At 41.4% G+C, this 24,132-nt stretch carries 23 protein-coding genes; 18 read left to right on the forward strand and 5 right to left on the reverse strand.

What is annotated here, in order from left to right; translation table 11 throughout:
* Positions 1 to 65 precede the first annotated feature (65 nt).
* The 3 genes from GNE05_RS01510 (at position 66) to GNE05_RS01520 (ending at position 5,016) form a co-directional block, all read left to right on the forward strand.
* On the forward strand, positions 66 to 3,029 hold the full coding sequence (locus GNE05_RS01510) for an SIR2 family protein (protein WP_014416779.1): 2,964 nt from the start codon (positions 66 to 68) through the stop codon (positions 3,027 to 3,029).
* Between the two features lie 474 nt (positions 3,030 to 3,503).
* The gene (locus tag GNE05_RS01515; RefSeq protein ID WP_021495330.1) at positions 3,504 to 4,376 is read left to right on the forward strand and encodes an ABC transporter ATP-binding protein; all 873 of its coding nucleotides are present in this window, start codon (positions 3,504 to 3,506) and stop codon (positions 4,374 to 4,376) included.
* Positions 4,354 to 5,016, forward strand: coding sequence for an ABC-2 transporter permease (locus GNE05_RS01520; RefSeq protein ID WP_014416781.1), 663 nt, complete (start codon positions 4,354 to 4,356; stop codon positions 5,014 to 5,016). Before GNE05_RS01515 ends, GNE05_RS01520 begins: the two co-directional genes overlap by 23 nt.
* Positions 5,017 to 5,092: 76 nt before the next feature.
* Here the strand turns inward: GNE05_RS01520 and GNE05_RS01525 are convergent, their stop codons facing one another.
* The gene (locus GNE05_RS01525) at positions 5,093 to 5,974 is read right to left on the reverse strand and encodes a hypothetical protein (RefSeq protein WP_104679039.1); all 882 of its coding nucleotides are present in this window, start codon (positions 5,972 to 5,974) and stop codon (positions 5,093 to 5,095) included.
* A 134-nt stretch (positions 5,975 to 6,108) separates the two neighbouring features.
* Here GNE05_RS01525 and GNE05_RS01530 point away from each other — a divergent pair, with 134 nt between their 5' ends.
* Entirely contained in the window at positions 6,109 to 7,275 is a 1,167-nt protein-coding gene (locus GNE05_RS01530; RefSeq protein WP_053285461.1) for a DUF4885 family protein, read from the forward strand.
* A 52-nt stretch (positions 7,276 to 7,327) separates the two neighbouring features.
* Here the strand turns inward: GNE05_RS01530 and GNE05_RS01535 are convergent, their stop codons facing one another.
* The 3 genes from GNE05_RS01535 to GNE05_RS01545 form a co-directional block, all read right to left on the reverse strand.
* Complete coding sequence (locus tag GNE05_RS01535; RefSeq protein WP_014416784.1) at positions 7,328 to 8,173, reverse strand: aldo/keto reductase; 846 nt, start codon at positions 8,171 to 8,173, stop codon at positions 7,328 to 7,330.
* Between the two features lie 110 nt (positions 8,174 to 8,283).
* Positions 8,284 to 8,976 carry an LrgB family protein gene (locus GNE05_RS01540; RefSeq protein WP_160182340.1) on the reverse strand — a complete coding sequence of 231 codons (693 nt, stop codon included), beginning with the start codon at positions 8,974 to 8,976 and terminating at the stop codon, positions 8,284 to 8,286.
* The gene (locus GNE05_RS01545) at positions 8,946 to 9,350 is read right to left on the reverse strand and encodes a CidA/LrgA family holin-like protein (protein ID WP_038461162.1); all 405 of its coding nucleotides are present in this window, start codon (positions 9,348 to 9,350) and stop codon (positions 8,946 to 8,948) included. The genes GNE05_RS01540 and GNE05_RS01545 overlap by 31 nt, the downstream gene beginning before the upstream one ends.
* Positions 9,351 to 9,545: 195 nt before the next feature.
* Between GNE05_RS01545 and GNE05_RS01550 the strand changes: the two genes are divergently transcribed.
* The 12 genes from GNE05_RS01550 (at position 9,546) to GNE05_RS01605 (ending at position 19,706) form a co-directional block, all read left to right on the forward strand.
* Entirely contained in the window at positions 9,546 to 9,977 is a 432-nt protein-coding gene (locus GNE05_RS01550) for a MarR family winged helix-turn-helix transcriptional regulator (RefSeq protein ID WP_160182341.1), read from the forward strand.
* A gap of 425 nt (positions 9,978 to 10,402) precedes the next feature.
* Complete coding sequence (locus tag GNE05_RS01555) at positions 10,403 to 11,788, forward strand: amino acid permease (protein WP_014416788.1); 1,386 nt, start codon at positions 10,403 to 10,405, stop codon at positions 11,786 to 11,788.
* Between the two features lie 92 nt (positions 11,789 to 11,880).
* A complete protein-coding gene (locus GNE05_RS01560) occupies positions 11,881 to 12,594 on the forward strand; it encodes a YjjG family noncanonical pyrimidine nucleotidase (RefSeq protein WP_021495325.1) in 714 nt (237 codons plus the stop codon).
* 10 nt (positions 12,595 to 12,604) lie between these two features.
* The gene (locus GNE05_RS01565; protein WP_160182342.1) at positions 12,605 to 13,735 is read left to right on the forward strand and encodes a sensor histidine kinase; all 1,131 of its coding nucleotides are present in this window, start codon (positions 12,605 to 12,607) and stop codon (positions 13,733 to 13,735) included.
* A 4-nt stretch (positions 13,736 to 13,739) separates the two neighbouring features.
* Entirely contained in the window at positions 13,740 to 14,384 is a 645-nt protein-coding gene (locus GNE05_RS01570) for a response regulator (protein ID WP_022552514.1), read from the forward strand.
* Positions 14,385 to 14,525: 141 nt separating this feature from the next.
* Complete coding sequence (locus GNE05_RS01575) at positions 14,526 to 15,461, forward strand: ABC transporter ATP-binding protein (protein WP_160182343.1); 936 nt, start codon at positions 14,526 to 14,528, stop codon at positions 15,459 to 15,461.
* Between the two features lie 8 nt (positions 15,462 to 15,469).
* Positions 15,470 to 16,657 carry an ABC transporter permease gene (locus tag GNE05_RS01580; protein WP_160182344.1) on the forward strand — a complete coding sequence of 396 codons (1,188 nt, stop codon included), beginning with the start codon at positions 15,470 to 15,472 and terminating at the stop codon, positions 16,655 to 16,657.
* Positions 16,654 to 17,796 (forward strand): ABC transporter permease, encoded by a 1,143-nt coding sequence (locus tag GNE05_RS01585; protein WP_160182345.1) that lies wholly within the window; start codon positions 16,654 to 16,656, stop codon positions 17,794 to 17,796. The genes GNE05_RS01580 and GNE05_RS01585 overlap by 4 nt, the downstream gene beginning before the upstream one ends.
* 13 nt (positions 17,797 to 17,809) lie before the next feature.
* Positions 17,810 to 17,989, forward strand: a complete 180-nt coding sequence (locus GNE05_RS01590) for a hypothetical protein (protein WP_032865246.1) — start codon at positions 17,810 to 17,812, stop codon at positions 17,987 to 17,989.
* A gap of 103 nt (positions 17,990 to 18,092) precedes the next feature.
* The gene (locus GNE05_RS01595) at positions 18,093 to 18,569 is read left to right on the forward strand and encodes a DUF4879 domain-containing protein (protein ID WP_007408988.1); all 477 of its coding nucleotides are present in this window, start codon (positions 18,093 to 18,095) and stop codon (positions 18,567 to 18,569) included.
* 80 nt (positions 18,570 to 18,649) lie between these two features.
* Positions 18,650 to 18,898: a sigma-G-dependent sporulation-specific acid-soluble spore protein CsgA gene (locus GNE05_RS01600; protein WP_007408989.1), complete on the forward strand. Its 249-nt coding sequence runs from the start codon at positions 18,650 to 18,652 to the stop codon at positions 18,896 to 18,898.
* Positions 18,899 to 19,007: 109 nt separating this feature from the next.
* Positions 19,008 to 19,706, forward strand: a complete 699-nt coding sequence (locus GNE05_RS01605; protein ID WP_060563005.1) for a YqeB family protein — start codon at positions 19,008 to 19,010, stop codon at positions 19,704 to 19,706.
* 45 nt (positions 19,707 to 19,751) lie between these two features.
* Here GNE05_RS01605 and GNE05_RS01610 read toward each other — a convergent pair whose 3' ends face one another.
* Entirely contained in the window at positions 19,752 to 20,012 is a 261-nt protein-coding gene (locus GNE05_RS01610; protein WP_025284161.1) for a hypothetical protein, read from the reverse strand.
* Positions 20,013 to 20,197: 185 nt separating this feature from the next.
* Here GNE05_RS01610 and GNE05_RS01615 point away from each other — a divergent pair, with 185 nt between their 5' ends.
* Together GNE05_RS01615 and GNE05_RS01620 are read left to right on the forward strand one after the other, a co-directional pair.
* Entirely contained in the window at positions 20,198 to 21,817 is a 1,620-nt protein-coding gene (locus GNE05_RS01615) for a glutamate/serine transporter AimA (protein WP_015239073.1), read from the forward strand.
* Between the two features lie 404 nt (positions 21,818 to 22,221).
* Positions 22,222 to 24,111 (forward strand): glycosyltransferase family 2 protein, encoded by a 1,890-nt coding sequence (locus GNE05_RS01620; RefSeq protein ID WP_029973956.1) that lies wholly within the window; start codon positions 22,222 to 22,224, stop codon positions 24,109 to 24,111.
* Positions 24,112 to 24,132 lie beyond the last annotated feature (21 nt).

The following is a 24,132-nucleotide window of genomic DNA, read 5'->3' on the forward strand; positions in this document are numbered from 1 at the left end:
GATCAAGATTCATATGAAAGGAAAGTTAGATTAGAATCGAATTTTAAGTTTAGGAGGAAGATAAATTGAGTGACTATTTTTTAGATACGAGTATAACAAAAATCCAAGAGGCAAGCGAAAACAATAAACTAGTGGTATTCGTAGGTGCGGGGGTTTCAGCAAATTCAGGAATTCCAACTTGGAATGAATTAATTAAAGAATTTGCACAAGATTTGGGAGAATTTGATGTAGACAGATCTCCAGATTTATATATGAAAATTCCTCAATATTATTTTAATGAAAGAGGAGAAAAAGAATATTTTGAAAAAATGAATGAAGTTTTTTCAAAAAAGAAATATAAACCAAATCCTATACATAAGGAGATTTTTAAACTTAAACCAACTCATATTATTACAACTAACTATGATACTTTGCTGGAAGAAGCAGCTATTGAAGAAGGACAGTTTTTTCATACTGTAAAACACGATTTAGATCTTCCATATGATAATTTTAATAAAACTATTATTAAAATGCATGGCGATTTTGAAAACAGAAACATTGTACTAAAGGAAGATGACTATTTGAATTATTCTTCTAATTTCACGTTGATTGAAAGTTATATTAAAGCTTTGATTGCCACAAATACAGTTTTATTTATAGGATATTCGATAAATGATTCAAATTTCAATTTGATTTTTCAATGGGTTAAAAATATTTTAAGAAATCATTTTCAACCAGCATATCTAATTGAGAGTAGTAAGAAGTACTCACGGATGGAACATGCGTACTATAAAAATCGCGGAATTAACATTTTATATTATGATGAAATAAGTAATATGCCGAATAATAATATTTTTGATATATCTAATTGGAGAGGTAATAGATTATTTGATGTATTAAGTTATTTTAATTCTTTTGATAAAATGACGAAAATGAGTGACTTAGAAATTATCTATAATAAAATTAGTTGTTTTGAAAAGTTAAATTTTATAATGCCTGAGCAAATTGTAAAGAACTTAGGGTTAAAATCTGTAGGATATGATTTATTTGGTGATAGAACTTTAACTATTCTAAATGGAGAGAATGGTTTATCAAGGGTATTTTCTAACCATGACACATATAAAGATAATTGGATTTTTCAGAAAATCATAATGATATTTAAAAAAGCAAATATACAGGGCGTGTCTAGGGAAAAACAAATAATATTCAGTATTGATAATCAAGATAATTACCTAGCTAATCTAAGGGCTAGAATAATAGATCAAGATAGTTTAATAGATCCTATAGATATAAATAGTTTTACAAGCCTTATAGAGGGAGAAGATTATTTTCTCATGTTAAAACAGGCATTTGCTTATTGTGAATGTGATAAGTTTTACGATGCCTATAAATATTATAAGACGATTTCATTGAAAGCTTTTCAAGATAAGGAGTTTTTGATTTATTATATTTCGGAATTTAACAGGAAGCATGTTGGGAAGTTTTTAGTAAATGGATATTATAATGTGAATAACAATATTGAAATGGAACTTAAAGAACTAGATCTTGAAAATATTTATGCAAATCTCCCCAATAGAGAAAGAAAGAGCATAGAATTTTTAAAAGAGCTTCAAGATTTTAATTTAATATATAAAGTACAAAATAAATTGAATAAAGAAGTGGACACATTAAAGGAAACAAAACGTACTGTGGAAAATGGAGGATTTTCTTTTAATAGCTCACTCAATAAAAATTTTCATATGATTAGCAATATTTGGCTTTTCGTAGAAGCGAATTATCTATGTATAAATAAATACAAAGAGATTCAAAGCCTGTATTTAAGTTTTGTAGAAGGCATTTTTGCGAGCTACAGTACCCAATCAAATAATTCGAAGAGTTTTTTTAACAAAGTATCCTTAAATAAAATAGAAAAATTAGATCTATATGAAGTATATATAATAATAACAAAATTAAAAACTAGTGACTTTGAAAATGTTTTGGTAGAGTATAATCTTAGAGAATTAAAACTTGAAAATTCAGCTTTTGAGTATATTATGAAGGTTTTGGACAAAGTGATTGATAATATTCTAAATAATCGCAATAAGAAAAAAAGTGAGCATTATTTTTACAATATAATAGTATTAACTTCAAAAACAAATCTAGACTTTGAACAGGCGAATCTTATTGCAGGTAAGTTGTTATTACTCCTCAACGAAAGTATAAATTTAAATGAATTTAAATATATAAATAAATTTATAGTGGCAGTAGCAAACAAAGAAATTTTAGCACAAAGTACAGTATTGGATTATTTAGAAAAGTATTTAGAAATATACATGCGAAATAGCAGGATAATTGAATTTGATAACAATGGACTGTATAAAAATTTAACTAATATATATGTAAATTACAATGAGTATCCTATAAATAAGGATATAACCTCTAGTTATGTAATTTTAATAAAGAAATCCTATGAAGAAAAAGAATATGATATTTTATATACTGTTTTTGAAAATTTAATAGTTCCGATACTAAAGGCTATATCTGAAGAATACAAGAATATAATAATTAAAGTAATTGAAAGTTTAGTAGAAAAAATTAAAAGCAAAGAAGGATTATTGCAATTTAATGAGTTGAATTTTTATTATATAATTTCAATTAACGATGTTATTACTGAGGACAAAGAAATTAATAAAAAAATTATAGAAGATACAGTTGTTAAAATAAAGAATGAAAATAAAGCTGTTAAAGTACATCCGGATCCTATTGAAAGAAACCTGAATATATTAACAGATTTATATAGGAGAAATAAGCTTAAAAAAGAGGAATTGGAAGAGTTTGTGGATGTTTTTGGTGGTTACTCAGAGTATTTTGATTTAGTTTTTAATACGAAGAATCTTAAATTAACTGATATAGATTTACTTTCATATCTAAAGGAAGAAGAGATAGAATCTTTAATGAATAATAAAGGAATGAAAGAATGTATTTATAGCTTATTTGAAAAAAAACTAAGGTATCTGCCATTTGAAAAATACGAAGATATCTTTGGTAAGCTTTATGCAAAGAAGTTTTAAATGATTTATAATACAACAAATTTATTTTAAGTGGGAAAATTAGCCCCTCTGAGATAAACCAGAGGGGTTTTTTATGAAAGTTAGAAGTGCACACCTTTTCGATTGACCGGAAGATTTTTATATTTGTAAAGAAATCCCCTTTTATATATTGAAAAGGATTAACACCTGCCTTATAATACGAGATGCATTCCAGTTAATATCCATAAATGTAATCATTGGTAAATCGTTTTTGTGCATGCCTCATCGGAAAGTAATCACCTCCAGCAATTTTCATCATGAATATTCCATTATATAACCGTGATCAATCGATTACACATCCAAATTATGATTAAAAAAGACCTTAAAATCCCTGTTGTATTTGCCGACTCCTGATCCATTATGAATACCTCGACTAGATATGAAAATAACAACATTTTTTGAATAATCCGGTTCAATTCTTAAAAAAGTCCTGACAACAATGATAGGAGTGGAATGATGTCAAACCTTTTAGAAATCAGAAACATCAGCAAATCTTTTGGTCATAAAGTTGTTTTAAAGGATGTTACATTCAATGTGCCTGCCGGATCCATTGTCGGTTTTATCGGTGATAACGGCGCAGGCAAGTCAACAACATTTAAAACGATATTAGGGTTAATCTCTCAGGATAGAGGTAAAGTGAAAATCTTTGGTAAAGAGAATCTGGATAAACATATAAAGTTCAAAGAAGATATAGGGGTCGTATTTGATGCGATGAATCTGCCCGCGCATCTTACGATAAAACAGCTGAATCATGTATTTAAAAAACTATTCGGTGCTTGGGACCAAGACAATTTTTATCGGTTGGTTCATTCTTTCTCTTTACCTATGGACAAAAAAGTGAATACATTCTCGCGCGGCATGTCAATGAAGTTATCAGTAGCTGTTGCTTTGTCGCATAATGCAAAATTATTACTCCTGGATGAAGCAACGGGAGGGCTTGATCCCTCTTCAAGAGATGCTCTGTTAAATGAATTAAAAAGCTTTGTGAGTAAAAGCAACGGCGGTATTTTACTTTCATCGCACATTATGACTGATGTCGAGAAGATAGCCAGCCATATCATTATGATGAAAGATGGCGAAATTTTATTAAATGAAGAGAAAGACAAGGTTCTTGAAAGCTATACTGTTATAGACGTTGATGAAGGCCAATTGGCTGAGCTTGACGAAGATATCGTTCTAGCAAAAAGGAATCATGGATCTTATTGGAGTGTGCTTGTATCGGATCAACAGAAATTGCCGAATGGCGTAACGGCCAACACCATTTCCATAGAAGAAATCAGCGTCTTTTTAACGAGGAGTGAAAACATTGAGAGGTCTGTTACTGACTAACTATTACTTGGTTTATCGGAGTTTCTTTGCATACACGGGGTTGGCCATATTGGTATCAGCAGTCATTTTTTATTTTGGGGATGCTTCAATGCATCGTTTTGTTGCTATGCTGATTATTTTGTTTGTCGTCATGCCCGCACTTGAGGTTATAAAGTATGAGAGCAAGTCTGGCTATGACAGGTATGTCCTGACTTTACCGGTCAGCAGAACAAATATTGTTCAAAGTCACTATGTCTTTTATCTTTTGATTGTTGTGATCGGAGCTGTAATATCTTATGGTATTTTCCTTGTATACAGCCTGGGTTCTGATGAACCAATTGACGGCATATTGAATATTGTCTCTTTTGGAACGTTCATCGTTCTCTTTGCCGGTGCAATCGTTTATCCTCTTCTCTACATGATAGGCCCGGAAAAATCCGATGCTATCGTGATTGGAGGTGCAATGGGGGGACTTTTTGCTACCTTTGGATTGCAAAGTGTCGTTGGGTATGCAGCAGAACAAGTACCGCTGTCATTTTTGCACATAAATCCTTCTTTATATGTTCCGATTATATATCTCATGATCGGCGTTATCTTATATATCATTTCATTTTTCATTGCTGCGGCTATCTATCATAAAAAAGAATTTACAACAGGATAAGGCAAGGAACGGGCTCATAAATTCACTTAAACTTCAAGCAGACAGCCGCCCGCATAATGGGCGGCTGTTCTTCTAATTAAAACTGCGTTGTCACATCGTACTCATAATCAATCTTCAATTTTACATTTTTCATAGTCGATTTTGCTGTTGCGAGTGTGTTGTATTTAAAATTCCAGATGCTTGAGACTGAGAGGTTATCATCCAGTGTGATATCGTAATTTCCTTGAGTGGAGCTGTTTGCGAGTGCGCGGTGCCACACTTTATTTTCTTCAGACATTATGCAGTGTCTTGTGTTTCCTTGGCTTGGTGTTTGAGTCGCGGCGGTACTGATTCTTTTCACTATGGCGTCTTTTGGAATGCTTGTTTGTTTGGTTAAGTCGAGCCTGAGAACAGTTGAATCTGATCCATTCGAACTGAGGCTTGTATTTCCTTTATTTTCAGCCGTGCCGCTGAATGAGAAGGTCTCGCTTCCGGTTTTGATTCGATCGTAAATGGAGAGTGTAAAGTATATATCGTCAGTGTATGAGCCGCGGGACACTTTCACGTAGAACGTCTCGTTGTTTTCTTTCGCATCTGTAATGGCATAGATAAAAGGAAGCGGCGTATCAGGGTTTATCACTTCTGTGCCTTTACTGATCAGCACTTTGTTTTTATTATAAATTTCAATGCTCATTCCCTTGTATTCACTTCTTGTTGAGCTCCTGACATAGAGTCTTTCTCCCTTATTTGCCGTGAAAGTGAAGTACGATTCTTTTTCCCCTTCCGGCAATACGGCTGTATCAATATTTTTATATTTCCAGTAGCCTACTGGATTGGCAGTTTCAAATGAGTGATTTCCTGTAATAGCGCTTATTTGTGATGAGTTCTTTTGAGACGCAGAGGCTGAGGCTGAAGGTGCAATCAATACGCCTGATAATACGATTGCACTGACAAATAGCATAGATACATACTTTTTCATGGAAAAATCCCCCTTTTTGACTACATCATACATAAAAACCCTCATGATGTAAACATTTGTTATTTTAGGTTAAAATCAACTGGAAAACAGCCGATACAAACACTAGAACATCATCTCAAGCGGAGGTTAAAAACATGCGCCTAAACGCTCGTTATATAAAAAATCAAATAATGGCTCAGCAAGTGCTTCAGCGGTATTCTTCCAAAACAAATGGGAAAGATGCGGCAAAAGGGCCGGACAGCTTATTGATTCAGGCAAGCGGGACCCGCGATCTGAGCCAGATGAATTATTCAAGGAGCGGTGTCACTGAGAAAGGGAGCAGCCTGTCCCGTTTATATCAATCTGCAAATCAGAAAACGATTACGGATAATGGGAATGAGACGGTAATAGACGCTGATAATCCGTATGAGTCTGAGAGTGATATTGCGAGCAGGATTCTTGATGAGAAATACAGCCGTATCAATGAAATCAATAAACGAAAATCAGATCCTTTGCGTTATATTAAGGACAAATACCAGCGTGCCGATTCACCTTATTTCAGGAGTGATTTATCAGAATCAGAGCGTCAGGCCGCTTATCATAACGAAACGGAATGGCTGTTTAAGGGGAAAGCCCAGAGCTATGATTTCCGTGATGCGGCGTTTCGGGGTGAAACGCTCAACGGAGAGATTCAAGTCGAAAATGAAAGGGTGTTTCAGCGGGCGCAGGTGAATCAGCAGATAGATATGCTTTTTCATCGGAATCATATTCAGATGCCGGAGGGTGCGAATCTTACATTTACGATATCACCGATTGATTATCTGTTAAAAGTGAGCGGGACTGACGATAAAGAGCTCACTCAGCAGATTGAAGCCGTCTTAAACTCCGGGGAAAACAGCAAAGAGCTGTTTGCGCACATCATTCGCAGCCGGAGTGATGACTCCTCGCAGTTTACGCCGGAAGCATATGAGAAATATCAAGTCATTCGGGAAATGTATGAGGTGACCGGCTATCATCTGAAAGACTTGCAGATCGTGGACGGAAAGTACGTCACAGAAGACGGCCGTGACCTTTTAGACGTCTATAAGGAAGCGCTGCAGCTCGATCCTTTGTTGAAACATACGGCGGCAGAAGCGGCCGCCCATTACGGACAGGCGCTCACGAAGCTTGCGAGAACGGGTTATGATGCCATTCCTGATTTGGTGCTGTCCATTGAGTATAAAAACGGATCTCTGCGTGATGTCGGCCAAAGCAGGCAATACGGATCTGGAGATACAGGTTGGCTTTCTGAATGGAAACGGGAGCTGGGTGTGCGTATATAAATTGAGAAAAAAGCTGACAAATGATGCCGTCAGCTTTTCTTTATGTCTTTTCTTAAAACTCCTCATACTCCGCCGGGTCTTGGCCGTTTATGCGTCCGTCGGGGCGGGTAAGCGAGTCGATGATGTTCATGTCGTTTTCATCAAGAGAGAAATCAAAAACGGAGATGTTTTCAAGCTGGCGCTCGGGCGATGCTGATTTTGGAATCGGGATGGCGCCCAGCTGGATATGCCAGCGTAAAATGACTTGAGAAATGGTTTTGCCGTATTTGTCCGCAATCTGTCCGAGTTTTTGATCGTTCAATACTTCACCGGCGCGGGATAACGGACTCCATGATTCTGTCACGATGCCCTGTTCTTCGTGCCATTGGCGCTGCTGCTGCTGATTAAAAGCGGGATGCAGTTCAATTTGGTTGATGCCTGGCTTTACGCCGGTTTCACGTTCGAGCCGTTCGATATGCTCAGGCAGGAAATTGCAGACGCCGATGGATCGGATCAGGCCCCATTTTTTCGCATCAATCAGTGCCTGCCATGCTTCCGTGTAGCGGTCTTGTTTCGGATTCGGCCAATGGACGAGATACAGGTCATAGTAGTCCAGACCGGCGCGGTATAAAGATTCTTGGATGGTTTGTACAGCTTTGTCATAGTCATGGTAGCGTCCGGGCAGCTTGGACGTCACGTATAGCTGTTCTCTCGGAACAGAGCTTCTGCGGATGGCTTCTCCGACCGTCCCTTCATTTTCATAGTTATAAGCGGTGTCAATCAGACGGTAGCCGATATCAATGGCGCTGGTAATGGCATGAACGCCATTGTTTCCATTAAGAGCGTATGTACCGAAGCCGATCGCGGGAATGCTTGTCCCATCCAGCAGTTTCTTTTGCGGAATTGCTCCAGTCATCATTAAATCCCTCCTTGTTTTCTACTTTACCATTATTCTTACAAATGAAACATAATAATGGAAGGAAATGAGATGATCCGCACATGAAAAAAGCTGACGGAGAACCGTCAGCTTTAAATTTGAAACATCCATGCTACGATGGGGCCGAAGACCGACCCTAACACGGCGCAGAGCGTCATGGAAACAGAACTCATGGAGACCGTTAATTCTCCGTACTCCATTGCTTTTGAGGTGCCGAGCGCATGGGAAGCGCTCCCGAATGCAATTCCTTTCCCGAGTGAGCTGCGGATGCGGATCCACTTGAGAAGCAGCGGTCCTAAGATAACGCCGGAAAACCCTGCGATCATGACGAACACGACTGTCATGGAAGGGACACCGCCGATACCGGACGCAATCTGTATGGCGACAGGCGTCGTAATTGATTTTGGGATAATTGACAAAATCAAACTCCGGCTGATGCCGAACAGCTCTGCAAATAGCAAGCCGCTGACCATTCCGGAGAATAAACCGGCCAACACGCCGCCGATGATCGGAAACATATACTTGATTAACACCCGGCGCTGCTTATAAAGCGGGTATGCCAAAGCCACCACGGCGGGGCCGAGCAGTGAATTGATCCATTGTCCGCCGATCATATAGTCTTTATACGAAATATGAAAAACAAGCAGCACGGCGATAATGAAAATCGTAGTCGTCAAAACCGGTATGAGAAAGGGATATGGAAAGCGCACATATAATTTCACCATAGCCAGATAGGCGGCGGCCGTGAACAAAATTATAAGGATTGCGATACATGCTTGCTGCACTTCTTTTTCTCCTTTCTCTGATTGGCTTTGTGCTCTAACAGCTGGCTGGCGTACCCTGCGGCGATCATTGTGACGATGGTGCTCAGCACGATGATCAGAAACAGAGCAGCCCCGCTGGCGGAAAACAGTGACGGGTAATTGATGACGCCCGTCATGGCCGGAATGAATAACAGCGGAAGAAAAGACAGCAAAAATCCGGCTCCGTCTTCAATCATTTTGACGGGAATAATCTTAACCGATAAACACATGATCAGCAGGATCAAACCGATGATACTTCCGGGAATGGGCAGGTGAAAGAACTGCTGAACGGCTCCCCCGATAAAGGAAAATGCGAATAAAATAATGATTTGCAAGATGATGCGTATGACTTTCACGACAATGCTGTTCTTTGGAGAAGAGCAGCTTCCCCCTTTCTTGATGCTTCGATATGTTTCTTTACTTTTTGCGCATATATTTGTACTATACAAATATATGTATACAAAATCTTTCTATATGTTTTCTGAGTAAATGTGCATATGTTTGTATTATACAACTAATATTGCTGTTGTCAATTGTAAGGAGTGAGGCTGTTGTCAAAACTAGATCCGATTGAATTAATTGAATATGAGCTCACCACTTTTATCAGGAGAGCTGTTTATCTTGATAACTCCGACCGTAAAATCGGACATCTGGAAAGGGCTGCGTATTTGTTATTACGGCAGCTGGATGAATTCGGACCGGCGCGTGTAAAGGAATTAGCCGAATCTTTTAAGCTGGATATTTCCACATTGTCTCGCCAGGCCGCGGCCTTGGAGTCGAAAGAGCTGATCCAGCGTTTTTCCGATCCTTCTGACGGGCGGGTCAGTCTGTTTGCGATTACGAAGCTTGGCAAACAGAGGTTAAAAGCTGATAAAAAGATGCGTCTTGGTCGATACCGACATATGCTTGACGATTGGTCAGGCGATGAAAAAGAAATGTTCGGCCGGCTTTTGCTGCGGCTGAATGAGGCATTTATCGATTAATGCATGATTTTTGCCGGGTTAAGCAGGATTATGGCGTATACAAGGGAGAATGGAAGAGAGTAAGACTTTACGCCATTCTGCTTAGCAAAAATAATATTGAATAGGGGGCGGAACATGTTTCTCCAGGGACATCCTGTTTCTCGGAGGCTGCGGCATTTATTATCTCAATATTCATAATTCAATAAAAATGAAAGCGCTTTATTTTTAGTCTGTTGGTTTAGGGTGCAAGGTGTTTACCTGAAAAAAACAATTGTATTTTCCACGAAAATTTATTATGATGGAATAAGGAAATTGGAGATTATATAACAATAGAAAGCTAGAATATTTCTAATATTGCGGGAAATGAAGAGTGAGTTAGGTTCAACAGGTGCACCTTCTGCTTCATTATTTCACATATATCAGAGCTGTTAAGAGGAGGAAGCGAAGTGGCAAACAAAGAATTAAAGAGAGGCTTAGGCGCGCGTCATATACAGATGATTGCGCTGGGCGGCACGATCGGTGTCGGTTTATTCATGGGGTCATCCAGCACGATCGGATGGACCGGGCCGTCTGTCCTGCTGGCTTATGCGATCTCAGGTATCTTTATCTTTTTTATCATGCGTGCGATGGGCGAAATGCTCTATGTAGAGCCGAGTACAGGGTCGTTTGCGACATTCGGCCATAAGTATATACATCCGTTAGCCGGCTATATGACGGCGTGGAGCAACTGGTTTCAATGGGTGATCGTCGGGATGTCTGAAATTATCGCCGTCGGTTCGTATATGAAATATTGGTTTCCTGATCTGCCGGCATGGATTCCCGGCATTATCGCCATGGCCATTCTCGGTGCGGCGAATTTAATTTCGGTAAAATCTTTCGGTGAGTTTGAATTTTGGTTTGCCATGATCAAAATCGTCACCATTATTCTGATGATTGTGGCCGGAATCGGGATTATTTTCTTCGGTTTCGGTAACGGAGGGCATGCGATCGGATTATCTAATTTATGGTCGCACGGCGGTTTCTTTACAAATGGTTTTTCAGGATTTTTCTTTGCTTTGTCTTTGGTCGTTGCGGCCTATCAAGGGGTCGAGCTGATCGGGATTACGGCAGGAGAAGCGAAGGACCCGCAAAAAACGCTGCGAAGCGCGATTCAGAGTATTATTTGGCGGATTTTAATTTTCTACATCGGTGCGATTTTCGTCATCGTTACCGTATATCCGTGGAATGAGCTTCACTCACTCGGCAGTCCGTTTGTTTCGACATTTGCGAAAGTCGGGATTACGGCGGCGGCCGGTTTGATTAACTTTGTTGTGATTACCGCTGCGATGTCCGGATGCAACAGCGGGATATTCAGTGCGGGACGCATGCTTTATACATTGGGCGTGAACGGACAGGCCCCGAAATTCTTTAAGAAAGTTTCTTCGAGCGGTGTGCCGATATTCGGTACGCTTGCGGTATTAATCGGACTTGTGATCGGTGTCGTGCTGAACTACATCGCGCCTCCGAAAGTTTTTGTCTATGTGTACAGCGCGAGTGTGCTGCCGGGAATGATTCCGTGGTTCGTCATTTTAATCAGCCATCTCGGTTTCAGAAGAGCGAAGGGCGCTGAGCTTGATAAGCATCCGTTTAAAATGCCTTTTGCGCCGTTTACAAACTATTTGACGATCGCTTTCTTACTCATGGTATTGATCGGCATGTGGTTTAACAAAGATACGCGGATTTCTTTGGTTGTCGGGGTGATTTTCCTGGCGATTGTGACGGTCAGCTATTATGCGTTCGGTATCGGCAAGCGCGTGCCTGGTGAAAAATCGAAAATAGAAGACGCTGTATAATTCAAAAAGACACCTCTCTTACAGGGGTGTCTTTTTCGGCTTGTCCGCGAGTGGTATACTGGTTAAAAAAAGCAGAACCGGGGGAAACATCGATGAGTCATTACCGTACGTTATTATTTGATATAGACAATACGCTGCTGGATTTTACCGCTTCAGAAACCGATGCTCTTCAAAAATTGTTTCAAGGTTCAAAGCTGGAGCTGACGGCAGAGGTGGAAGCCCGTTATAAAGCGTTAAATCAGGGGCTGTGGAAAGCGTTTGAAGAGGGGGAAATGACACGCGATGAAGTGGTGAATACACGGTTTGCCCTTTTGTTTAAAGAATACGGCCTCGAAGCCGACGGCGTGCTGTTGAATCAGGCGTACCGCCAATACTTAGAAGAAGGGCACCAGATGATAGACGGAGCTTATGAGCTGATTGAACGGCTGAGTCCTTTATTTGATTTATACATCGTGACGAACGGCGTCTCAAGATCACAATATAAGCGGCTGGGCGACTCCGGTCTGTATCCGTTCTTTAAAGATGTGTTTGTATCTGAGGACACGGGTTTTCAAAAGCCGATGAAGGAATACTTTGATTACGTGTTTGCGAGAATTCCCGGTTTTTCTGCCGAGGGCGGACTTATTATCGGCGATTCACTGAGCGCGGACATAAAAGGCGGTCAGATGGCGGGAATTGATACGTGCTGGTTTAATCCCGGAAAGAAAGCAAATGAGTCCGGAATCATCCCGACATACGAGATTCATTCGCTTGATGAGCTGTATGATGTGCTGAACGTGGAGCGGAAAGCCGCCGCTCATTTGTAAGGAGAATACGATGAAGATTGCACATACGAAGTTACTGATCAGGGGTTTTGCATTACTATCAATCTTTCATGCGATTCTTCAGCTTCCTCCCGGCCGGGGGGAGCTGAAGGTTTTTTTGTCTGTGCTCGTGATGATGCTGACGGCTAATGACTGCCTGCGGCCGCTGTATATGAAGAGAAGACCGGCTATATATCAAGGCTCTTTTCTCCTGAGCAGCGTTATCGCGGGAGTTCTTTTGTACAATGTCTATAGTGTGGGGACACAGGCCGTAATGGTGCTTTTATTGGCGGAGGTGCTTATTACTGATAAGCAGATTTCGGCTGTTTTGTTAACGATGAATGCCGCCGCATTTGCCGCAGCTTTATACGCCGGCGGAGCGGGTGTCAGTGATATCGTGCCGCCATACTTCATCATGTTTGCGGTGATTTATTTATATAGGAAAAACCTGCAGGAGAAGTCGAAGGTTGAATTGCTGAACCGAGAGCTGAAGATCGCTAATGATACACTGAAGGAATATTCAGACCGGATTGAGGAACTGGCCGTTACGAAAGAAAGAACAAGAATTGCGCAGGAGCTGCATGATTCTCTCGGTCATTATCTGGCTGCTCTGAAAATGAATTTGGAATTTGCCGGGAAGACAGCCGGGCATCAGCCGGACAAAGTGAAGCAGATCATTCATAAGGCGCATGATCTTACGAAAGAATCCATTTTAAAGCTTCGCCAGGCCGTTATGCTGCTGCAGGGCTCTTTGCCGGGGCGGGGATTTGAGCAAGAGCTTCGTGACATTTTCAGCCATTTTCAAGAGGCGGGAGGCATACGCTTCGAGCTGGAGATGGATGCGGCCATAGAAGCGGAACAGCCGGATGTGCAGCATTGTCTTTATCAATCCGTTCAGGAAACGATTACGAATGCGATAAAGCATGGACATGCTTCATATGTTTCTGTCCGGATTCAAAAAAACCGAAACATGATATTGGCGCATATTCATAATAACGGCTCAGCCTGCGGAACGATCATAAAATCAAATGGTCTGAAAGGAATTGAGAAAAGAGCAGCCGCACTTGGCGGAGAGGCTGTTTTCTCGTCTGGGAAGGAAACGGGTTTTGACGTGAAAATAAGGATTCCATGCAAGGAGGAATAATCAAGTGAATGTCATGATCGCAGACGACCAGTCCATTGTGAGAGAGGGGCTGAAAATGATTCTGAGTCTTCACGAAGGAATTCAAATATCGGGAGAGGCTTCTTGCGGCGAAGAGGTTCTCCGGATGCTTTCTCAATCCGAAACCGATGTGATTTTGATGGATATCAGAATGCCCGGTATGGACGGAATCGAAACGACAAAAGCGGTAAAAGCGCGATATCCGTCCGTAAAAGTCATCATTCTGACAACGTTTGAAGATGATCACTATATTTTTGCCGGGCTGAAAAGCGGAGCCGACGGCTATCTCTTGAAGGATGCTGATTCAGATGAAATTATCGCCTCCCTTCAAGCCGTTTATGAAGGGAAGATGATGCTGAATCCCAAAATCACGGTTTCCGTCGTAAAAGCGCTGAACAATATGGAGATCCCTGCGGTGCAGGAAGAGCCGCAGTCAAAGCTGACGGAGATTCTCACGCCGAGAGAGCTTGATGTGGCGAAACACATTATGGAAGGCAAAAGCAATAAACGCATTGCCGCAGACTTATTTCTGACTGAAGGCACTGTGAAAAACTATGTATCCAGAATCCTCGATAAACTTGAAGTGTCAAACAGAACCGAGCTTACTTTATATTTGCAAAAATTGCTATAACCCCGCTTCACCCTCCTCTCTCCCTTTTTATCACTAAACATATGACGAAAGTAATATCCATATCGATTACGAAAGTGAATAGAAAACAAGGATTGCCGAGAGTAGAATAAATGCAGACATGACACAAGGAGTGCTGCACGAATGCTCGAATTAACGGATTTGACAAAGAAGTACGGCGATTTTACCGCTGTCAATCATATATCACTGTGCGTCGAAAAAGGCGAGATATTCGGCCTGCTGGGACCAAACGGCGCCGGTAAATCAACAACGGTGTCGATGATCAGCACCGTGCTCCCGCCGACGGGCGGAACAATCTGCATTGACGGAACCTTATTACAGGAGCAGCCTGCGGCCATAAAAAAAGTGATGGGAGTCGTCCCGCAGGAAATCGCTTTATATCAAGCGTTAAGCGCAAAGGATAATTTGGCTTTTTTCGGGAGTCTGTACGGACTTTCCGGTAAGGAACTTTGTAAACGGGTTGATGAAGTGCTGGACATCATCGAATTAAAGGAACAGCGACATCAAAGGATATCTGAATTTTCAGGCGGCATGAAAAGACGGGTGAATATCGGGGCCGCGCTAATGAATGAACCGAAACTATTCATTTTAGATGAACCGACCGTCGGAATTGATCCGCAATCCAGACACCATATTCTTGAAACCGTGAAGACGTTAAATCAAGAAAAAGGGATGACCGTCATCTACACGAGTCATTACATGGAAGAGGTCGAATACCTCTGTGAAAAAGCGGCGATCATGGATCACGGCTCAATCATTGCCTGCGGGACGAAAGACGAATTGAAGCAGTCAGCCAAAGCCTCTGATACCCTGATCGTGAATGCAGAGGGGCTGAATGATGACGCCGTTAAAAAAATCCGCCGCATTCCCGGTGTTGCCGAGGCTGCTGTCAGCCAGCAGACCATTACGATGCTCGTCTCTGCGGCAGATCGCAATATCCTTGATATTGCGGATGATATCAGGAAAACCGGTATCACCATTAAGGGCATTCATTTCGAGGAAGCCAATCTGGAAAGCATTTTCCTCCGGCTCACCGGAAAAACGCTGCGGGATTCATAGGGGGCGTCATGAAAATATTATTCAGGCTGATTTTATTAGATTTTCGGTTATTGGCCGGAGCAAAGTCTTTCTATATAAAACTGATTCTGTTTCCGGCACTGATGATTTTTATTTTAGGAACGGTTTTTCACGGCGATTCGAAAGTGAAGCCATTTCAGACCGCGTTTTATAATGCGGATCACGCGGAGAGTTCTTTGGGCGACGTATTAAAGAATGACGTGCTGAAACAAACTGATCTCATCCGTGTAAAAGACATAGGCAGTTACCAAGAAGGGAAACAGCTTGTCGAAAGCGGCAAAGTCTCCGTTTTTGTATACGTGCCGAAAGGCTTTGCAAAAGCGGCAGAACACAATGAAAAAACAAGTATCAAAGTCATCTCGGACCAACAAGGCACTGTAAACGGAGACATTGTGGAAATGATGGCCGATTCGTTTGTCACCAGAGTAAAAGCGGAGATCAGTGAAGAAAAAGCGGTGCTGAAGCAGTCGGGACATCTGTCAAAGGGAGATGCCCGCAAAATCATCAGCGGCCTTTCGGGTGAACGTGAACTGGCTGTCACCATTCCGAAACAGTCGGCCGGCAATCACGCGGCTCCGATTGATGCGATGCAGTATTATTCAATCGCAATGGTCGTCATGTTCTCCATTATGACCGCGTTTGCGCTTATTCACGGGATAGTGGAAGAGAGACAGCAGCGCACGTTATTCAGAATCAAATCAATGCCTGTTTTACGTATCCAGTACGTGGCGGGTAAGCTTTTGGGAATCATGCTTGCCATCCTTATGCAAATGGCTGCCGTCATCATCGCAAGCAGCATCTTGTATCAGGTAAAATGGGGCAATTTGTTTGAAATATTACTGGTTACGATTGTTTATTCATTTGCGATCGGCAGTATCGTGCTTCTTTGGGGGTTTACTGCAAAAAACCACGAGACCGTCTCAAGCATGGCGGCTCCCATTTTATACGGATTCAGTTTTTTAGGCGGAAGCTTTATCGCAAAAGACGGCTTGCCTGATAGTTTGAAAATCGTGCAGGAACTGATACCGAACGGCAAAGCGATCAACAGCTATGTCAGTGTCACGCAGCATGCCGGTCTGAGCGGTATTTCGACGGATTTGGCAGAGCTTGCCGCCATCGGCGCCGTGTTTTTATGTTTGACCATCTGGGTGTTTAAACGGAAGGAGGCTGTTTCATGACGCAGCTGTTATTCATGATCAGACATCAGCTGAAACTGATGCTGCAAAATCGGGCTGCCATCTTTGCGACGATTTCCGCCCCGCTCCTTCTCACATATTTCTTTTCCTTTTCTGCGGATGGCAGTCAGCAGAAGGAAGTATATGTAGCTGATGAGGATCAGAGCGCCTATTCAGCGCAATTTATGAAAATGATTCAGAAAGCCGGCCATATAAAAGTCACGAAGGTCACGGAGGACGTATTAAAAACAAAGGTTCATCATCAGGATATACCCTTTGGATTGCTGATCGGCTCTGATTTTGAAGAGACATTATTTTCCGGAGATGAATTGAACGTTTCATTTATTCAGAATGAAGAAAAGGGTGATGCTGTTTTGACAGAGCAGCTGATTGCGCAGCAGGCGGGCGCGCTGAAAAAAATAGTCCGCGATGCAAAAGTGATATCCCGCACGCTGCACACCGACGGGAAGCAGGCGGCAACTGATCTCTTGAAGGATATTCAGGGTCATTCCGCCGTCAATGTTGACCGCCATCACGTTTATGAAGGCGGACAGGCAGCCGACAGACTTATCGGATTTTTAGTGATGTTTATCTGGTTCGTTGCAGTCCAAAGCCTGCGATCATTTATAGATGAACAAGAAAATCATACATATGACAGATTGCTGAGCACGCCCGTTTCCTATACGGCATATGCAATCTCTAAGTTTGCGGCGGCGTATCTTTTCGGACTTCTCCATATTATCGTGATCCTCGCTGCCGGAACATTCATGCTGCATATCCGTTTTGCTGATCATGTTTTTGCTGCGGGAGCGGTGCTTGCGGCCTGCTCGTTTGCGCTGACTGCTGTAACGATGGCCGTGATACCGTTCATGAAGAGCCAAAAGCAATTCACGTCGCTTGCTTCCGTTTTTATAGCTGTCACGGGTTTATTGGGAGGGGCTTTCTTCACATTAGACGCGGCTCCGGAGTACATGCGCATGCTGTCGTTGTTTACTCCTGAAAAATGGGCGATCGGCGCATTTCAAAACAATGGCGGAGGCAGCATGCAGATCGTGCCGCTGAGCCTGTTTCTTGCTGTCGGTGCAGCGTCATTGGTCTTATCACTTTATATGATAAGCCGTCATATGAAAAAAAACGGTTAGAAGGGTGGCTGCTTTGTATATGGCAGAAATGATCGGAATCATAGAATTGCTCGCGGGAGTTGCAATGAACGTATGGATCGGGCGGCTCGGAAAAACCTTTTTCGGTAAAGATGACAGAAGTTCGAGAGTCGTGTTAAGAATCTGCGGCATCTTTCTCATGATCAACGGCGTTTCAAGAGCGTTTCATATCTAGTTCACAAAGTGTTCCGGACTCTTTTATAAAATGTAATCTTTTTCCTTGTAAATCGTGTAAAATAGTATAGGATTCTAAGAAAAGAATAAGAGGGGGAAGAAACATGAAAAAGAGACTCGTTATGCTATTCGCGGCGGCCGCCGCTGTTTTGTTGCTTGTGAGCGGGTTGTGGGCTCCATCAGCGTCTGCGGCGCCGGCTCCTGCTTTAACACAAATCCGTATTATCGGTGTGACGTCTGACGGTCAGAGTTACCAATGGGAAAATATCGGGCCGAACCAAATCAGCGCATCAAAACCGATGAAGGGTACAACGGGTTATTTAGCCGTATATTTCCAAGGGTATCCGAACAATAACACGATCCAGGCGTTTAACAACGGAACGAATATTACAAATCTTACGTCAAAAGCGCTGGAAGATGAATATACGAAAAACGGCAATATCGTTACAGGCTACATTAAATATTACAGTGTTCCTCTTTCTTATGTCAGTTCAGGAACGTTCTCTTTCTCCGCAACGGGGCTGAACGGGCCGTACACGCCGTTAAGCAGCGGATTTTTCTCCATTCAGGTACAGAGTTAAAACAGCCGTTCGGTGCTTTCATGTATAGTTTTTCTCTCTTTCCGGGAAGCTATTCCTATAGAAAAGGGAGGGCTTACATGATGGACAGGACACTCGGATATTTGCGCGAGTCGCTTTCGAACCACTTGGAGCATGATGTGTGCCGAGGGATTTATAAAAAGCTTCAGGTGAAGCATTATGCAAATGAGGGCGAGTTTGTGAAAGATCTAAATGATTTGGAAATGGATGCGCTGAATCAGGTGCTTGAAAAGGAAATCAAATATGCTGAGAACGAGCAGGATGAGAAGCGCACGATGGAATTGAATGAAGTATATGAGCTCCTGTTTTAAAAAGCCTCCCGGCGGTCGGGAGGCTTTTTATTGTTTCGGAAACAGTTTACAGAATCATCCAACCCTTTGTATAATGGATAGTTGTGAAAAACACAGACGGAGGAGAAACATGAACGAAATAAAAAAACAGACGGTTCTTGAGTTGTCATCGGTTGAAAAAGCTTTGGTTTTTCTGGTGCCGCCATTATTGGGGCTGGTCATCGGATGGTTTCTGCCGGTCATTGCGAAGTGGGCCGTAACATTGGATTGGCTGCCTTTTCACGGGCCGCTGGACATTATCGCTTCTTTTCACGGATGGAAGGCTGCGGCTGCAACCGCCGTTATCGGCTTAATCGGGGGAGTGTGGCTGACGCGGGCAGCTTTTAAAGAAACTCTTGTGGCAGTCGTGACGGACAGCGAGGTGTCCTTAACCATATATAATGAAGAAAGCGTGTTTTCGAAAGACAGCATTTCCGGTGTGTTTACGGATGAAAAGCATCTTGTCTTATTGGGGACTGAAGGGCAGGAGCTTTTTCGGGAGAAGCTTGAGCCCGCGGTTGAAAAAGCGGCTGATGCGTTTCGCGCGCATGGGTATGTCTGGCTGGGGACGGAAGATCCTTTTAAAGAAGAATACAAACGGTGGGTGCCGGACACGCCGGATTTGGAGCCAGGGGCAAATGCTCTTTTAAAAGCGAGAGAAAAGGCGCTGAAAGAGGAGGAAAAGGCTGATGCGAAAGAGCTGAAAGCGGAAATATCCAAACTGGGCATTACCGTGCGGGAGAAAGGGTCGCGCCAATATTGGCGGATCTATCAAACGCCGTCTGCATAAAAAAAGCTGCCGCCGTTTGATACGGCCGGGCAGCCCGGGAACAGATTATTTCTTCTTGTCATCATAATATTGAACCGGGTACATGGAGCCTTCGGATACCATTTTGTTATCTTCAATATCTTCGGGATGCGGGTTGCCTGCTTTGTTGACGGGGAATGATTCAATATCCTGCTTCCCGGAGAGCGATGTTTTCATATTGCGGATAAAGCTCATCACCTTTTGGCGGTTTGATTTATCTTTGAGCAGGTAGGAAGTCACTCCGACAGTCGACACGGCAAGTCCTGAAATGAGCAGTTTTTGTTTCACGATAAAAACTCCTTTCTATTTCTGGCTTGCAGTAGTTATTCCCGCTTAACGGCTGTTTAAACATCGGAAGGGTAATTTTGGCTTTCTGCTTTAATGCGATAAAGATTGACAAAACTATTTTCAGAATAATATTATAAATATATGATAGCTCTGGAGTCATATTTTAATTGAAAGGTGTTAACTTTATGAATCAATTACATCGCAGAATGGGAACGTTTGCACTCATGATGGTCGGACTTGGGTCGATGATTGGCTCCGGTTGGTTATTCGGGGCGTGGCGGGCGGCTCAGATTGCGGGACCTGCCGCAATTATTTCCTGGATTATCGGTATGATCGTTATTTTGTTTATCGCACTTTCTTACAGTGAATTGGGTTCAATGTTCCCGGAAGCCGGGGGAATGGTAAAATATACTCAATATTCTCATGGATCATTTATTGGATTTATCGCAGGATGGGCAAACTGGATTGCGATTGTTTCCGTTATTCCGGTGGAAGCGGTTGCGTCTGTTCAATACATGAGCTCATGGCCGTGGGAATGGGCAAAATGGACAAGCAATCTCGTTCACAACGGCACTCTTACGGGAGAGGGGCTCGGCTTCGCATCCGTATTACTGATTATTTACTTTTTACTGAATTATTGGACAGTTAACTTATTTTCAAAAGCGAATTCATTGATTACCATCTTTAAAATCATTATTCCGGGGCTGACAATCGGAGCGCTGCTGTTTACCGGTTTTCACGGCGGAAACTTCACATCCGGTTCAAGCATTGCACCGAACGGCTGGGCAAGCGTGCTGACGGCGGTGGCCACATCAGGTATCGTATTTGCGTTTAACGGGTTTCAAAGCCCGATTAACATGGCCGGAGAAGCAAAAAATCCCGGCAAATCGATTCCGATTGCGGTTGTCGGTTCGCTGCTGGTCGCAACCGTCATTTACGTCCTATTGCAAATCGCATTTATCGGTGCGGTTGAACCTTCCATGATCGTTCACGGCTGGAGTCACCTGAACTTCAACTCTCCATTTGCCGATTTGGCGATCGCATTGAATATCAACTGGCTTGTCATTATTCTTTATGCGGATGCGTTCGTATCTCCGTCAGGAACGGGTATTACTTATACCGCTACGACGTCCCGCATGATTTACGGCATGGAAAAAAATAAATATATGCCGAGCATTTTCGGAAAGCTTCATCCGCTGTACGGCGTGCCGCGCCAAGCGATGATTTTCAACCTGATCGTATCGTTTATCTTTCTGTTTTTATTCAGAGGATGGGGCGTGCTTGCTGAAATCATTTCCGTTGCGACGCTGATTTCTTATATCACGGGTCCCGTGACGGTGATGACGCTGCGGCGGACGGCGGCGGATTTGTACCGGCCTCTCCGTCTGAAAGGCCTCAGCGTGGTTGCACCGCTCGGCTTCGTGTTCGCGTCTCTCGTGCTGTATTGGGCGCGCTGGCCGTTAACAGGGCAGGTGCTGTTTATCATTTTGATCGGCCTTCCGATTTATTTCTACTACCAAGCGAAAGCGAAGTGGAAAGGATTCCGCAGAAACTTTAAAGGCGGCGTCTGGATGGTTGTCTATCTGCTCAGCATGATGGTCATTTCATGGCTCGGAAGTGAAAAATTCGGCGGTCTGAACATCATTCCGTACGGCTGGGATATGGGGCTGATCGCAATCGTTGCCCTTGCCTTCTATGCGTGGGCGCTGAAGAGCGGATTCAAGACTGAGTATTTGAAAGACGCCAAAGCAATCAACGATCAATTAAAAGGCGGACAGGCGGAAGCAGCTGCCGGAAAAGAATAAGTTATAAAAAGTTGAAGTTTTTGAGAGTCTGGGCCTGTAAGCGCAGGACAAAGGCACCTTTAAGTTGAAAAGCAGGTATCATACCTGAAAACGACTTAGAGGTGTTTTTTTATGGGTAAAATTAAAAATCCGCAAAGTATCGTATTTAGGATTAAATGAAGTGAGCTTTCCAAATTCAAAGAGAAATGAATCAAAGCATTTGTTAGGGATCTTATGGAAAATTCGATTTAATTACTGGAAATATTCCATCTTATTATCTAGATTACGGTGGCTAGGTTTAAAAACACATTAAAATTTTTAACCCATATTTATAAAAGAAAGAAATTATGGTAAACTTTTAAAATTGGATTCGAATAATTCTGGACTTGTTTTTATATAGGAAACAATAATTAAGGAGAAAAAAGATGATATTTACTGTAGCTATTCCGGTTTATAATGATCAAAACACAATTAGAGATTGTCTCGATAGCGTAGTGAACCAAACAGTTGGAGAGGACAAACTTGAAATTATCTGTGTAAATGATGGTTCAACTGATAAAAGCGGTAATATTTTAGATGAATACATGAGCAAGTACAAGTTTATTAAAGTAATTCACCAGCAGAATAGCGGCGCACCTGGCAGACCGAGGAACAAAGCTATAGAAGCAGCAACAGGTGATTATATTTATTTTCTAGACGGAGATGATTATTTAGGACCTGAAGCTTTAGAAAAGATGGAAGAAAAAATAGTTCAGTATCAAAGTGATATAATTATCGGCCGTTATGAAGGAATTAATAGAGGTGTTCCTGTGGCTGTATTTAAAAAGAATCCAGATTGTTTTTCCTTCCCTGGTTCCAATGCTCTTTTTACTATGAGTGCTCAAAAGCTATTTAAACGGGAGTTATTAATTAAACATAATATTCGTTTTCCGGAACACTTCTCTCTAGGAGAAGATCAACCGTTTATGATTCAAGCGTATGCATATTCAAATTCCATAGCCCTTGTTAAAGATTACCCATGTTATTATTTGACCAATCATCAAACAATAGGAAGGGTTCAACTTACTAAGAAACCATTATCAGGTAAAAGTTTTATGTTCAGAATCGAAGAAACATTGGCATCTATTGAATTACTGAACCTTGAAACAGATAAAAAACGGCTGATTTTCTTTCATTACTGGGAAAGGATTATGGAAGTGGAGTTAAGCGCTCTGATTTCAAAGTCTTTTCTAATTGAAGATAAAATCTATATTTTTAATACATTAAAGAAAATGCTTGACAAGTACCAATACTTAGATTACTACCAGCAGTTTTCTTCCCGCCATAAACTCTTATTACGTTTAATTGAGAAAGGACAATTGGAGGATTTAATTGCTTTCTGGTACGCTGAAAAACAACCTGGTAACATGGTAGTACAACATGGGAAGGTCTATCCAAAACCAGAATTAGCATACAATTTGGCCTTGCATGAGTCCATTTCCTTTCATCGTAATAATAAATTTGAAGGAGAAATAACAAAAATAGAGAAATTAGAGAATGCCGTTTTGTTAGAGGGTTTTTGTTATCATTCACATGTTGACTCCTCAAATGAGCGTTTATTTATCGAAGTCTCTTTGAGAGAACAAAAAGATAAAACAATTTCATTTCCAGCTTATAGAAGCCTTTTTGAAAAAAAATATCCTTTTGAAATAGATACGCAAATTATAAAAAAAGAAAAAGTTACTTATTTTTATGCATATATTTCTATAGAATCTTTACTCCATTTAAATAGCGAAGATGGTATATTAGATTTAAGATTAATTAGTAAGATAGAAGATTATACGAAATCATTGAGATTAAAATCGAAAGAAAGCGTTTATTTAAAAAATGCTTCTTATATTGCAAAAGGATGTAAAGAACCTATCGTTATAAACTCGTATCTAACTAAATGGGGTAATCTTTCTCTTGTTGTTAAACATCAAATGTTACATTTTAAAAACTTTGTGTTAACCTGCAGCGGTTCTAGGATTAAAGGACATTTTGATTGTGAAACAGATTTAAGTTTTGGAGAACAAAATTCTTTCCAGGTGAATTTTGGAAGGTTTCTTGTGTTTAAACCTGATGTGGTACTTAAAGATTCTACCCGAAAAAAAATGTCATATGATTTTAGTTTTGAAGTAACTAAGCAGGAGTTAAAACAAATTAAGCTAAAAAAGAATGCAGAAGTGATTATTGGTCATTTGCAACAAAGTGTTCCTGTTATTTATAAGGGCAAATCTATTAAAGCAAAAGTTAAGAATATACTAAGACCGTTATTTAAAGGGAGAAATATTTAAAATTAATATTATAAAACTGCA

Source organism: Bacillus sp. AM1(2019), from assembly GCF_009906915.1.
Taxonomy (GTDB): Bacteria; Bacillota; Bacilli; order Bacillales; family Bacillaceae; genus Bacillus; species Bacillus velezensis.

What these genes read in the sequence shown, in the direction of transcription:
- GNE05_RS01585 (WP_160182345.1), top strand. Translation starts at nt 16,654, where the DNA reads ATGACGCAGCTGTTATTCATGATCAGACATCAGCTGAAACTGATGCTG.
- GNE05_RS01600 (WP_007408989.1), top strand. Translation starts at nt 18,650, where the DNA reads ATGGACAGGACACTCGGATATTTGCGCGAGTCGCTTTCGAACCACTTG.
- GNE05_RS01615 (WP_015239073.1), top strand. Translation starts at nt 20,198, where the DNA reads ATGAATCAATTACATCGCAGAATGGGAACGTTTGCACTCATGATGGTC.
- GNE05_RS01525 (WP_104679039.1), bottom strand. Translation starts at nt 5,974, where the DNA reads ATGAAAAAGTATGTATCTATGCTATTTGTCAGTGCAATCGTATTATCA.
- GNE05_RS01595 (WP_007408988.1), top strand. Translation starts at nt 18,093, where the DNA reads ATGAAAAAGAGACTCGTTATGCTATTCGCGGCGGCCGCCGCTGTTTTG.
- GNE05_RS01620 (WP_029973956.1), top strand. Translation starts at nt 22,222, where the DNA reads ATGATATTTACTGTAGCTATTCCGGTTTATAATGATCAAAACACAATT.
- GNE05_RS01530 (WP_053285461.1), top strand. Translation starts at nt 6,109, where the DNA reads ATGCGCCTAAACGCTCGTTATATAAAAAATCAAATAATGGCTCAGCAA.
- GNE05_RS01535 (WP_014416784.1), bottom strand. Translation starts at nt 8,173, where the DNA reads ATGATGACTGGAGCAATTCCGCAAAAGAAACTGCTGGATGGGACAAGC.
- GNE05_RS01565 (WP_160182342.1), top strand. Translation starts at nt 12,605, where the DNA reads ATGAAGATTGCACATACGAAGTTACTGATCAGGGGTTTTGCATTACTA.
- GNE05_RS01575 (WP_160182343.1), top strand. Translation starts at nt 14,526, where the DNA reads ATGCTCGAATTAACGGATTTGACAAAGAAGTACGGCGATTTTACCGCT.
- GNE05_RS01580 (WP_160182344.1), top strand. Translation starts at nt 15,470, where the DNA reads ATGAAAATATTATTCAGGCTGATTTTATTAGATTTTCGGTTATTGGCC.
- GNE05_RS01515 (WP_021495330.1), top strand. Translation starts at nt 3,504, where the DNA reads ATGTCAAACCTTTTAGAAATCAGAAACATCAGCAAATCTTTTGGTCAT.
- GNE05_RS01560 (WP_021495325.1), top strand. Translation starts at nt 11,881, where the DNA reads ATGAGTCATTACCGTACGTTATTATTTGATATAGACAATACGCTGCTG.
- GNE05_RS01605 (WP_060563005.1), top strand. Translation starts at nt 19,008, where the DNA reads ATGAACGAAATAAAAAAACAGACGGTTCTTGAGTTGTCATCGGTTGAA.